Here is a 12841-nt window from a genome sequence, read left to right as displayed (position 1 = left end):
CTGCAAATGAAGATAAATCGCTTGGTAGCGTTCATATGCTCGTTTACTTTTTGCTTCTTTCATGGCAGTGGACAACTTTTCGATCTCGTCTTTGTGATCTGGCATCATATTTTCTCTCCGTTCCCCTATTTTCTCTTTGTATTTATTCGCCGTGGAACGGGAGAAAACCTTTATTTCAATTTATATAGTCGACCGTATGCTTCTTGATCAGTTCCAAATCCCCTTCGCGAATATCGAGTCTCACCCCACGCTCGTCGAACACGTGTTTCATAAAAGATGGATACTCGCCGCGCACTTGAACGTCGGCGCAAAAGATATTCCCTTCATTCCATCCACCTTCAATTTGATTGGCAGCCGTCGCCCCTCCCCATAAAAAGCCTTCTGGAAACTTTTTATTCATCGGGTTATTCCTCCCTCTCTATAAGGCCGGTGATTTAGTGAAACATCTCGGAAAATGGACTTTTTTCTCAAATAGAGAAGTCTTGCAAAATCAACGCTTCTCTTTCGGCCGAAAACAATGGGTTCGGCGAAATCAGTCGTTTTTCACCAGCCTCCTATAGGCACATAATAAACAGGAAGAGCACCTCCCCAGTGCTCCCCCTCCTCATTAGTTTACCAAAAATAACCTTGGTATCCTAGAATAGCAAGTTTAGGCTCTTCACCACAAAGTGTACTTGACAAAGAAAGACGATTATGATAGAGAAAATCAAAACAGCATTTTTCCTTTTTATACCACACATCTCTTTGAGCAACATTGCTATCATGTTTGTCTTTAAAAGTCAAGTACATCTTTTGGTGATGAACCCAAGTTTACACATTCAATTGGCTCTTCACCACAACATGTACTTGACAAGCAATACGGTTTCCTGCACAAAGATGTGCAAAAATCACGGATTTGTTGATTTTCCCTCACAAGCGTAAATAGGGGATGTTCAGAAAAAATCAAGTACAACTTTTGTTGAAGAGCCATTCAATTCCTTAATGCATGTTTATTTTTCAACATTCGTTTTTCAAAGATAGTAAGTAGGGATGATGATTGCAGCAAGATGTTATAAAAAACTGAACCGTGTTTTTCGCGGGAGTTACAGAGCAAAAATTTTTTCGTCGTGTTGATCGCCCAGCGATCATTCAACCCGATATGAATAAGAATTGGCTACTTTGACATGAACTTTCTCACCCACGACGCCGCAGCCCGAGCCAACGATCACTCCAATGAAAACGGAGAAAACGCTTGTTCAAAAAGCCGTTTTCTTTCCCTGATTCACATTGTATAATCAAAAAAGAGGAGGTGAATAAGCGTGGAGCGCGATACAGTTGTGAAAGAAGTAGTCGAGGCGCTGAAAATATTCTCCCGCGACATCCGCACCCAAATTGACGAAATGGGAAGCCAGCTGAGGGCGGAAATCCAAGACACTGCTAATCAGCTAAGAGCAGAAATCCAAGACACCGCTAATCAGTTGAGAGCGGAAATGCAAGAAACAGCCAACCAACTGAGAGCGGAAATGCAGCAATTTCGCGCCGAGGTGAACGAGCGGTTCGACCGACTCGAACAAAAATTCGCTGGCTTGCGCGTGGAGCTGACCGAAACGCAAGAAACCGTCCATTTCCTCGCGTCCAAAACCATCCAGCACGAGAAGAAACTCCACCATTTGGCCAAGCAGCTTGAATCCATTCGCTAGTTTTCCTTCATCCGAAAGCCGCGTTTGACTGCGAGTCAAGCGCGGCTTTGATTTTTGCATCTCGGCTTCTTCGATCCCGATCAAATCCCTCCTGCCCGGCCGCGCACGAAGACGGAAGAGAAGCTGACGATTTATCCGTCATCATGAACACAATGGTTTCCAATACGCAGCCAAAACTCTGTCCCCGGACAAAACGCCAAAAACAGAGAACGCGCGCCGATAAAGTATGATGGGGCTTTTGCGTGCATAATTGCTGCTCCTTTTGACGCACAATATAAATACGAAAGAATCCTTTTCATGATTTGAGGGAGGAATCATCCATGTCGTTTCTTTGGAGCTTGATTGTCGGGGGCGTCATCGGTTGGCTCGCAGGTCTTCTGACAGGCCGCGATATTCCCGGCGGAATCATCGGCAACATCATCGCTGGGTTCATCGGCGCTTGGCTTGGCACAGCGCTGCTCGGCAACTGGGGGCCGACCATCGGCGGATTTGACATCATCCCCGCACTGATCGGTTCGGTTATCCTCATTTTGCTTGCAAGTTTTGTCATTCGCAGATGGCACAGGACGGCGTGATTCCAAAAACCTTAGGGTCGCAATGGATTCCGCTTATGCAAGACTCATAGCGCAATCTTCCATCTCCAAATTCATGCTCACACATGAAGGAACCGGGCCCTTCTCAGCCCGGTTTTACAAGTTCATCATTTAGTTCGATATAATTGAAAATCGTCCAGCGTTCCCCAAGCGCCGCCATTTGCCTTGATGCTCACTCCGATCGTCACAGTTCCATCACCAATATAAATATCATGAATCTCAGGATGACTCCAATTCAACCAACCATTCACCGTGGCAGCTGCCCGATACTCTTTACCTCCTGTTTTCGCATACAAGTATATTTCTGCATCGGAGGCATCTCCTCCCTCTTTAAAAGAATTGGTCCGTCGAAATTGCCATAACGCAATCCCCATGACAAACAAAGATAACAAAATTGTTAAAGCGGCAGCCAACGCATATTGGCTTGATTGCATCGTCAATTTATAAATCCAAGACACAAGGATATCCGTTCCTCCCGCTGTCGATCCCGGAACAGCCGGTCCGCCTCCATTAAACAGATAAATAATGTTGAAGTTATTAAAGTTAAAGGTAAACTGTGTAATAATAATCGGGGCCATCGCCAACAGCACCATCGGCAATGTAATATATCGAAATTTGGCAAACATGGAAGCTCCGTCAATCGTCGCTGCTTCATACAATTCTTCAGGAATCGACTGCAAAACGCCCGTCGTCACGACAAACACATATGGGAATCCCAACCATCCTTGCATGAGGATGAGCGCCACCCTCGTCCAATGCTCATCAGTCATCCAAGGGATTGGATCGATGCCAAGCGCCGCTAAAATTGTATGATTGATGGCTCCAAAACTGTCATTAAATAAGCCAGCAAACACTAAAATCGTCACAAATCCCGGCACAGCCCACGGCAATACGAAAATGGTTCGATACAATTTCTTCAACCGAAGGTCTTTTTGGTTGACGATCACCGCCAATAAAATACCTGCCGCCACTTGAAGAGTGGAAGCAACGAGTGTCCAAATGACCGTCCATGACAACACATCAAAAAAGGTTGAGCGCCAAATATCAACCGTAAAAATTTTGAGGAATGTATCGAACCCAACCCAATCGACCAACTTGGCAGGAGGAGTATGATATAAATCATAGTTGGTGAAAGCTAAAGCAAAACTGAACAACACTGGGAAAATAACAGAAAAAACCAAAAGAAAAAAAGCAGGGCTGCTGACAACATACGGGTATCCTTGTTCCACAAGTTGATGGTACTCTTCTTTCAGAGTATTCAACCGATCCCCCCTGTCCCTCCGCTCACCACTTTTATAAGCGTCCCACAAATTGAAACAATAAAAAGCCAATCCAAACAAAGCGACAATGACCGCAATAATCCCTTCTGCCAAAAGAAAAATCGAATTATCGCGTTGCACTTCTGTTCCAAGCGTCACAATCCCCCAAAACCCCATGTTGAACAGATCGGCAAACGCCGTCAAAAAAGAGGCAGCGAAAACAAGAAACAAAACTCCCTTCGCCCATTGTCGGTTATACCATTGACCTAGGCCAGGAATAATCGATAAACATAAGGCCATTTTCCGGTGTGACATGGACTCCCCTTCTTTCCTTGAAGAACACATTTTTTCAACACAAAACGCATCAAACAAAAAGATCGTTTCACACCATCACGATCGATTTATTGTAGGTCCTTGCACCTTGTTAGAAACGAAAGCGCAAGGACCTTGTTCTCTCCCCTTATTTGCCGCTATGTTTCGCCTTAATTTGCCCTTTGATCGTTTTCACGGCTTGATCTAATGCCGCTTTCGGATCTGCTTTTCCAGTCGCAATCGTTTGCAATGCCGAATCGGCCGGCTTCCACACCTCATTCATTTCCGGAATATTCGGGATCATTTCAGAAAATTGAGATTGCTCCGCAACCGCCCGTGCCGCCTCACTGTTTTTCACCACCGGATCATCCACTAACGCTTTGACGGCCGGGACCTCTTTGGTCACTTCATAGCGTTTTTTCGAATTTTCTTCATTCGCCAGAAAAATCACCAATTTTCCAGCAAGATCTGGATGTTTCGAGTAGGCGCTTACGTTGTAGCTTTTTACTCCAATAAATGCGCTCATATTTTTTCCGTTCTGTAACGCTGGAAGTTTCGTCACTCCAAAGTTGATTCCCGCTTTTGTAAACGGCTCAATATTCCACGGACCAGAAATGATCGCTGCTGCTTTGCCTTCCGTAAACAGCGATTCGAGTACATTAATACCCTGCTCGCCAATCATTCCTGACGGAAATAGACGTTCTTTATAAAATTTTTGAATCATTTTAGCCCCTTCGACAGCGCCGGCATTATTCAATCCAATATCGTTCGGATTGTAATTTCCGTTTTCGTCCTTGCCAAAAATGTAGCCTCCATACGCACTCATCACACTTTGGGCATAGTAAATCTGGTCAAACAGAGCCAAAAAGCCAAATTTTTTGCCATCTGTTACTTTTTTGGAATACTCATACCATTCCTCAAGCGTTTTCGGCAATTCCTCTTCGGAAATAAGATCTTTATTGTAGTAAAGCATCGTTGTCTCGACCGCTTTTGGCAAACCATACACTTTGTTGTTTACTTTTTGCGACTGCATGGCGGCTTCCGTATAGATTGATTGAATGTCTTCCCCAACATTCAATTCTTTAATGAGCCCTTCCGTCACGGCTGTCCCAATCTGGTCGCTCGGCATCGTCAATACATCCGGTCCAGTGCCAGCCGGCCCGTCTAAACGCAAATCCTCAATTTGTTTCGCATACGGCTTCTCAATGATTTTTACTGTCACATTGTTTTCCTTTTCAAATTGGGCAATGGCATCTTTAATTCCCGCGCTTTTTTGAATGTCTTCCCAAACGACGAGCTCTACTTTTTCATTGTTCTCTTTGTTTTCTCCTGCACGAGATCCTTGATTAGCATTTTCTTTAGGCCCACATGCAGCTAAAGACAAACTAAAAGCCATCACAGTCATAAGCGCAAAATGTTTACTAATACTCCTCATCATTTCCCCCATTCTCCCTTCTCGTTTTGGAAACGCTTAATTATCTTCAATATAGCATCGACAATAAAAAATGTAAACAACTTTTTACTAAAATTAATAAAAATATTTACGAAACAAAAAAGAGGGCTAGTTCGTACTTTTCCGTACGATAAGTTCAGCCCCTAACAGCAATGTCTTCACAATGTTTCTCTTTCTTTGTATCCGCTCGAGCAACAACTCGATCGCACTTTTGCAAATTTCATGAATATCAATATGGAATGTCGTCAATGGCGGTGATACGTATTTGGTAATGCTGATGTTATTGACGCCGATGACGCTCACACGCTCAGGGATAGGAATGCGATGCTCATTCAACGCCTGCAGACAACCGACAGCAATGGGATCCGCCGCTACAAAAAACGCGGTAGGCAATCGATCCCCTAGGGTTTCAATGGCCTTGGTCATGAGTTCATAGCCATTGTCAAATGAGAATCCCCGGTGGCAAAAAATATACTCTTCGTTGAGCAACCCCTTTGCTTTCATATAATGTCGAAACGCCCGCTCGCGCGAGTCCATCTCATCCTTTCCTGTATTCGGATTCGGATACGTCCCGCCAATAAAGCCGATGTCCGTATGCCCTTTCTCAAGAAAGAAGTCGATCGCTCGCTCAGTGATCTGTGTTAAATCCGGGCGCACCGAATCAAAACAGCGCGGGTCGGGCGACAAATCAATAAACACCCCATTTGTCGTCATCGATCGCAGACGTTCAAGCTCCCGATCCGAAAAAATTCCAACGGCAATAAACCCCTCAATGTTCTCTGGAATTTGGTCAATGCCATCTGAAATTTTATACATTTGCAGTTCTAGATTAAACTCTTTCGCCAGCTTTTCCATTTCCATCCTCATTGTTTTGTAATACACGTCTTCTAATTCCTCTTTATCCGTCAACCAATATAAAAAAGCAATATTGCGAATCACTTTTCTGATGGTTTTCTTGCGGTAGTTCAACTTTTCTGCTGCTTCATAAATTTTCTCCCGCGTCTCCTCGGATACCGAAAGACCTGGATCATTGTTCAACACCCGCGAGACAGTTGAAATGGAATAGCCTGCTTGTTTAGCAATGTCGCGAATCGTAGCCATATGCATTACCCCATTCTACTTAGTTGTATCCATGAGTATTATAACAAATACGCAATATTTTTACTAAAATTATTTACTATATGATCCTGAATCATGGCAACTTCCTTCTTATTGAGCTAAATTATTGGCATTCTTGCTAGACAGTATTCCCCACTCTACCATTTTTAGAATTCGAATTAGGAACAATACACTATTTATGAATTCCTCTTTTATTACTATAATAATGGATATGTTTGACAAAGAATAGAGAGGGGGAGCGCTCATTGAAAACGTTGAAGCTAGGAACAAAAATCAATATTTTGATTTTTTGCATCATTATTCTATTAACCATTGTTTTGACGGCTGCTGCCATCATCCAAATCAAAAAAGGAATCCAAAAAGAAACGCTTGAAAGAGTCAAATCCAGTCTTTCCTTGGCCTATCACTATCTTGACGAAAAATATGAAGGGAGTTGGGCTGTCAAAAACGGAGCGCTTTATAAAGGAAGCGAGAAAATCAATGGCAACAATCAACTCGTTGACGAAATCGGAAACCTAACGGGCGGAACGGCCACGATCTTTCAAAATGAAACACGGGTTGCCACCAACATTATCGTGAACAATCGACGGGCTGTTGGCACAACCGCGCCTCCAGAAGTGGTGGAACAAGTGTTAAAGAAAGGGAACACCTTCTTCCGTGAAGTGAATATTTTGCATCAATGGTATCAAGCTGCATATATGCCGATCAAAAACGATCGCGGAGAAACGATCGGGATGTTTTATGTGGGGATTCCCCAAACATATGTGGACACAGCCGTGTCTTCCCTTTTGAAAACATTGATCCTTTCTGCCGTCATCATACTCGTGATGGCATCAGCAGCCACAATATGGTTCTCGCGTCGCATCCATGCTCGATTGGCCGCCGTCTCCAGCGCCCTCCAGCGAGCAGGGAATGGAGACTTTACGGTTGCCATCAATGACCAAACTCGTGATGAAATTGGACAAATTGTCGAAAGCTATAACAAAATGAAAGACGATCTTTCTCAAATGCTGACCCGAGTCGCGGATGCATCAGAGCAAGTCGCCGCGGCTGCAGAGGAACTGACAGCGAGCGCGGAGCAAACAGCCTTGTCAACGGAACAAGTTTCTGTCGGCATCCAAGAGGTCGCCAGCAGAGCGGACAGCCAAAGCAGCCAAACCGATGAAATCGCCGCCGCCATGGAGCAAATGACGCAGGGCGTCTCGCAAATCGCGGAGCGTACGACAGCCATCGCCCACTTGGCCGTCCATATGACAAACTTAGCCGAAGACGGGAAAACATCGGTCGAAAAAAATGCCGAGCAGATGCAGGACATTCATCAAGCCGTGCTCCGGTCAGAACAACTGATTCACACGTTGCAGGAGCGGTCAAAAGAAATCGAAGCGGTCGTCCACACGATTCATCAAATCGCGGAGCAGACGAATCTCCTTTCCTTAAACGCCGCCATAGAAGCGGCGAGAGCAGGAGAACATGGGGCGGGATTTGCCGTCGTGGCCGATGAAGTGAGAAAATTGGCCGAACAAACGCAAGCAGCGACAAAACAAATTACCCATTTGTTGTCTAGCATCCATCAAGATGTAGAGAACACATCAACGAGCATGGAAGATGTGATGCAAAATGTTCAAGACGGCATCGATGCTTCCCAAGAAACAGCAGCGAAATTCAACACAATTTTCGCAAACTCGCAAACCATCTCAACCCAATTGGAAGACGTATCAGCATCCGTACAGCAGCTGTCAGCCGGTATTCAAGAACTGGATTCAGCCGTTGCGGAACTCGCCGCTGCAGCCGAAAAGACGATGGAGACGTCCAAAACAATGGCCCATTCCACCGAAGAACAGCTCGCTTCCATGGAAGAGATTGCGTCAGCAGCCGCTTCATTGGCGAATGTATCCGAAACGTTGCAAGAAATGGTGCAAAAGTTTACGATTGCATCAAAACACTCGCTTGATTCAAACGGGTAAGCAAAAAATGTATATGTTTTACATTCACTCTTTTTCTTTACTAAAATAAGCTATTTTTGATCACTCTGATTCAACCGGGTTCGACAGCAGCCGGACAGATAAAATGCCTCTCATCCTTTGAGACAGAAAGGTTGGGAGGCATTTTAGTCATATGGTTATTTATGAAAAATGTTCAAAGAGGACTTCAGTCCCAAATCTGTAAAGCACTGCGCTTATTTGACCGTCAGTTTGGTTCATGAACAACTGAAATCGTTCTGCGCGCTTCCACAATCCCCCGCAGCTTTCATCATCCCCCACAATGCAAAATCATGATTCGATCAAGCGAACAGCGTCACCGCTGTCCGCTTGACGAGAGCAACGCTTCTTTGACCAACTCCATCGCGTGTCCATCGTTCGGGTCATTCGTCCCCAACTCGCCGCGGAAGGCTTTCTGGAGAACGGATTGTTTTACTAAATCGAGCTTTTCCTCCGCTGCCAAAACGAGTTGTTTTTCGTTCTCTAATTTTTCTAATAAGTTGTCGAGTTTCTCGGCGATGCGTTTTTGTTCGTTTAGGGGAGGCAAGGCAAAAGGAAAATCTTTGATTATCGTTTGAGAGATATTCGGTTGGGCTCCACCTTTACCTAACGCTACTAAATCACTTCTTCGTGCAAAAAAATAGTAAAACATATATTTTGAATCTAAAAACTCATACGGTTGACCGACTGCACAGGCCTGATTTGTAGCAGCATCTATACCAAGTATGCCAAGTCTCCCAATTGTTGCACCATACATTGCAATGACTATAGATCCTTTTGGAAATATTTTTGCACTGGACTTCTGGAGTCCCTCTTCTGTAATAGTTTCTTCAGAGCCGGTAATTATTCCATCATTTAATTCGCCCGTTTTAATCCAAGGAATATCCCCACCGTAATATTCTAATCTCTTTCTTGAAGGGGTCCCCCCTGACCCCCACTTTGCTACATGGCCTGATCGAACCCACACCCAATTCCCCGGCACCTCATAAGGCCATTGTTCTTTCGGAATGACGTCTTTTTCACTTAGATCATCGGATGTTTCCAATATACTTTTCTCGCTCGGATCATTTGTCCCTAATTGCCCTTTAAACGCCTTCTCCAACATGACCGCCCGCCGCTGTTCGATCGACTCCTTCACTTCTTCAATCAGCCGCTTTGCTTCATCGATTTTCGCAAACAGCCGCTCAATTTTATCAGCGATGCGTTTTTGTTCGTTTAGGGGAGGCAAGGCGATCGGATACTCCTCTAAGAAAAACTTCGGGACGCGTTGCTGGCCTACTGCACCGGCCATTACATTTTTCGCTTGCTTTCGAAACCGTTCAGACCGAACTAGATAATAGATATAACGATTATCAACCGTTTTAGGAGTTCGAATGACATAAAACTCTGTAGAACCGAAACCAAATCCATTTAATAACCCTTCGGTAATGACGCTATTGCCGTTTTCCATACAAGGGGTGATTTTTGCAAATAATATATCATTTTCTTCAAAATACGTGTACCCCTTTTTGACAGAATGAAAAGGTCGTTCCTCCAAATAAGCAATCTTCCCCTCTACTGGATCAACCGCACTCATTGGGAGAAAACTGCAAATATGATCATCACCATACTCCAGTTTAGGCTTAGGTGGATTAATCTTCACGATACGCCCCAACCTCACCCACACCCAATTCCCCGGCACTTCGTACGGCTGCTCGTCTTTGGGCACGAGCGCTTCTTCGAGCAGCTGTTCCATCGATTTTGGTTTGGCCTTGCTCATCGTTCTGACACCTCGAGTCGTTCAGCGACGTGGAGCATTTCGGTTTTGGCCGGTTCGTAGCGGGTCGGGTGTTCGGCCGCTTTCAGTTCGGCAATGACTTCATGGAGCAGCGAGATGGCGAGCTCTAATTTCTCCACCGCTTCTTCAGCCGAGTCGATCGGGTCGGGCAAGTTGTCGTACACGGACAGCGATTCGTCGGCGATGAGACCGATGTCGAGGCTGTCGCCTTTTTTGGCGATGTCGTCGCGGGTGAAGACGTTCCACCGTTCATCGTCGACTTGATGGCGGTCTTCGGCGGTGTAGGCTTTCGTAAATCCGGCGAAATGGTCTTTCGTCAACGGATTGCGCTTGCCAAACGACGGCATGTTCGTGCGAAGATCATACACCCATACTTCTTTCGTGTTGCCCGTGTCTGTTTCCCCGCGGGTGAAGAACAAGACGTTCGTTTTCACCCCTTGGGCGTAGAAAATGCCGGTCGGCAAGCGCAAGATCGTATGGACGTTGCATTTGTCCATCAAGTCGCGGCGGATGTCGGCGCCGACGCCGCCTTCAAACAGCACGTTGTCGGGCACAACGACCGCGGCGCGCGCCTTGCCGTTTGGTCTGAGCGCCCGGTAAATGTGCTGGAGGAAGTTCAGCTGCTTGTTTGACGTCATAAACGTAAAGTCGGTCCGTGTCGCCCGTTCCCCGCCTTTTTTTGTGCCAAACGGCGGGTTTGTCAAAATGACGTCATACCCTTTCAGCCGCTCGCCAAGGGGAGAGAGCGTGTCGCCAAGCAAAATGTCGCCGTGCACATCATGCAAGAGGGCGTTCATGACCGCGAGGCGGTGCGTGTCGCGGACGAGCTCGACCCCGGAGAACGCTTCATATTTCTGGAACCGAATTTCTTCTTCCGATAAATCAAAATAGTCGTCCGTTTTCGCCCGGACGTGGCGGCTGGCGGCGATCATAAAGCCGAACGTCCCCGCCGCCGGGTCGTGGCAGCGCTCGCCGGGGTATGCAAGGCGGGCGTCGCGGTCAAACCGATGCGGACGGCATCGAAGTAATCAAGCACTTGCCGATACTTGCTTACATAATCGCGATGGTCTTTAAACTCCAGCTCGATTTCGTTCATTTCTTTATCCAACGTATAGCCGCGGTGGGCTTCGTCGACGATGATGCAGTCATACTGGTCAATCGGCGGAACATCTTCGGGACGATCGTTGTAAAAAATGCGCTTCAACATTCCTTGAACGGTGGCGATATGCACTTTCGTCTCCGGATCGGGCTTTTGGTCGTACAGCGACTGCAAACCGTAAATCTCGGCAAACGTCTGAAAGTGCTCCATTCGGCTTTCTTTAAACGCCGCTTCCGCTTGTTCGGCGAGCGCTTTTCGGTCAACGAGAAACAAAATGCGCCGAAACCGTTTCGCTTTGAGCAAGCGGTAAATCAAGCCGATCGCCATGCGCGTTTTTCCCGTTCCCGTCGCCATGGCGACAAGCACGCTCCGGCGCTTGTCTTCAAGCGCCCGCTCAACAGCCTGAATCGCCCGCACTTGGTACGGCCGCAGTTTCAAATAATCGAACGTCTCATCGCGCAGCCGCTGTTCGGATCGTTCAATGTCTTGTTCCAGCAGCTGTTTCAACCCGTCCGGCGTATACCAGCCTTGCAGCGGGCGCGGATGGTTCGTCGATTTCCGGGCGTCCAAAAACCAAATGCCAGACTTTTGTTCAAGCTGTTTCACGTACGGACGGCCGTTGGTGGCGAACAAAAATGGAACGAAATACTCCCCCCACGGCTCGTGAATCACTTCTTGCCCATGGCGCACAACGAGACGGGCGTATTGTTTTGCCTGTTCGATATCGGCGGGGATGTCTTTGCTTGCGCGTTTCGCTTCAATGAGGCCGACCAGCTCCAAGCCGATAAAAAGAGCATAATCGGCAACCCCGTGCCGAAGCGGCCATTCGGCAATCGCCAAATTCCGCCCCTTCTCTGGCCGCGCGCCTTTGGCAAAGCGCAGTTTTTCCGAATCAGCCTCCCAGCCAGCCGCCCGCAGCTGTTCATCGATGATGAGGCGCGTCTCTGCCTCAGTCAGTTCGAAATTCGCCACCGCCCGCCGCGAATAGTCACGCCGCTTTTGTTTTTCCTCGGCACTCGTATACAACCCCGTCTCACGGATGTGCGAAAGCTCCGCTTCCAAGTCGGCAAGCCGCTGTTTATACGATTCGATGAGCCGATTCAGTTCATCCGTCGATTCAGACGATGGCGGCAGCGGCTCTCGATACTGGGGAGCTTCGAACGACCAGTCACCGTACACTTCCATAAACCATACAGCTAGGCGAAACGCCATGTGCAATAGCGTCTTTGCCTCATGCACGTCCCCATAATGGGGATCATGCACCGCTTGATTGCCTTTTAAGCGGATCATCGTGAAGATGTCATATATCTCTTTTGGGATGATTTGTTCATACAGCAGCACCTTGAGGCGGTCTTGCTGATCGGTGCCGCGCTCTTCGCGAATGCCTTCGAGCGCCAATATGTATTTCGTCATCGCCTCGGCCAACTTTCGCAGCTCGCTGATCGCCACGTTTGGGTTTTGATGCACATGCCGCTCGGCCGTCTCCCCTACTCGGGCAAGCACATCCCATTTTCCTTCTAGAAATTGAAAGTTATGCGCCATGTCCATCCCTCATCTTTGTCTCTTTTGCA

At 46.9% G+C, this 12841-nt stretch carries 6 protein-coding genes and 5 pseudogenes; 3 read left to right on the top strand and 8 right to left on the bottom strand.

Annotated elements, in window-relative coordinates; genetic code table 11:
- Positions 1-181: 181 nt before the first annotated feature.
- Both JCR24_RS05940 and JCR24_RS05935 read right to left on the bottom strand, forming a co-directional pair.
- Positions 182-319 (bottom strand): annotated as a pseudogene (locus JCR24_RS05940) (family 1 glycosylhydrolase); the annotation flags it as partial.
- A pseudogene (locus tag JCR24_RS05935) lies at positions 320-400 on the bottom strand (family 1 glycosylhydrolase); the annotation flags it as partial.
- Between the two features lie 898 nt (positions 401-1298).
- On the opposite strand from JCR24_RS05935, the gene JCR24_RS05930 reads away from it, so the two are divergent.
- Complete coding sequence (locus tag JCR24_RS05930) at positions 1299-1679, top strand: hypothetical protein (protein WP_013146024.1); 381 nt, start codon at positions 1299-1301, stop codon at positions 1677-1679.
- A gap of 320 nt (positions 1680-1999) precedes the next feature.
- Complete coding sequence (locus tag JCR24_RS05925) at positions 2000-2254, top strand: GlsB/YeaQ/YmgE family stress response membrane protein (protein WP_033008370.1); 255 nt, start codon at positions 2000-2002, stop codon at positions 2252-2254.
- A 344-nt stretch (positions 2255-2598) separates the two neighbouring features.
- On the opposite strand, the pseudogene ganP reads toward JCR24_RS05925, so the two are convergent.
- The 3 genes and pseudogenes from ganP to JCR24_RS05910 all read right to left on the bottom strand — a co-directional run.
- A pseudogene (gene ganP, locus JCR24_RS05920) lies at positions 2599-3846 on the bottom strand (galactooligosaccharide ABC transporter permease GanP); the annotation flags it as partial.
- 145 nt (positions 3847-3991) lie between these two features.
- A complete protein-coding gene (gene ganS / locus JCR24_RS05915) occupies positions 3992-5278 on the bottom strand; it encodes an arabinogalactan oligomer ABC transporter substrate-binding protein GanS (protein ID WP_238980273.1) in 1287 nt (428 codons plus the stop codon).
- 126 nt (positions 5279-5404) lie between these two features.
- Entirely contained in the window at positions 5405-6397 is a 993-nt protein-coding gene (locus JCR24_RS05910; protein WP_238980265.1) for a galactan degradation operon transcriptional regulator GanR, read from the bottom strand.
- A gap of 263 nt (positions 6398-6660) precedes the next feature.
- On the opposite strand from JCR24_RS05910, the gene JCR24_RS05905 reads away from it, so the two are divergent.
- Entirely contained in the window at positions 6661-8379 is a 1719-nt protein-coding gene (locus JCR24_RS05905; protein ID WP_238980264.1) for a methyl-accepting chemotaxis protein, read from the top strand.
- Between the two features lie 331 nt (positions 8380-8710).
- Here JCR24_RS05905 and JCR24_RS05900 read toward each other — a convergent pair whose 3' ends face one another.
- The 3 genes and pseudogenes from JCR24_RS05900 to JCR24_RS05890 form a co-directional block, all read right to left on the bottom strand.
- Complete coding sequence (locus JCR24_RS05900; protein ID WP_238980263.1) at positions 8711-10153, bottom strand: restriction endonuclease subunit S; 1443 nt, start codon at positions 10151-10153, stop codon at positions 8711-8713.
- Positions 10150-11148, bottom strand: a pseudogene (locus JCR24_RS05895) (HsdM family class I SAM-dependent methyltransferase); the annotation flags it as partial. The gene JCR24_RS05900 and the pseudogene JCR24_RS05895, both read right to left, overlap by 4 nt.
- Positions 11148-12812: pseudogene (locus JCR24_RS05890) on the bottom strand (DEAD/DEAH box helicase family protein); the annotation flags it as partial. The pseudogenes JCR24_RS05895 and JCR24_RS05890, both read right to left, overlap by 1 nt.
- Positions 12813-12841 lie beyond the last annotated feature (29 nt).

The organism is Geobacillus sp. YHL (assembly GCF_022341265.1).
Taxonomy (GTDB): domain Bacteria; phylum Bacillota; class Bacilli; order Bacillales; family Anoxybacillaceae; genus Geobacillus; species Geobacillus thermoleovorans.
The sequence above is the reverse complement of the archived record's forward strand: the minus strand, read 5'-3'. Positions and strand labels throughout refer to the sequence as shown.

Coding starts and splice junctions, on each gene's coding strand:
- JCR24_RS05925 (WP_033008370.1), top strand. CDS start 2,000: ATGTCGTTTCTTTGGAGCTTGATTGTCGGGGGCGTCATCGGTTGGCTC.
- ganS (WP_238980273.1), bottom strand. CDS start 5,278: ATGAGGAGTATTAGTAAACATTTTGCGCTTATGACTGTGATGGCTTTT.
- JCR24_RS05910 (WP_238980265.1), bottom strand. CDS start 6,397: ATGGCTACGATTCGCGACATTGCTAAACAAGCAGGCTATTCCATTTCA.
- JCR24_RS05900 (WP_238980263.1), bottom strand. CDS start 10,153: ATGAGCAAGGCCAAACCAAAATCGATGGAACAGCTGCTCGAAGAAGCG.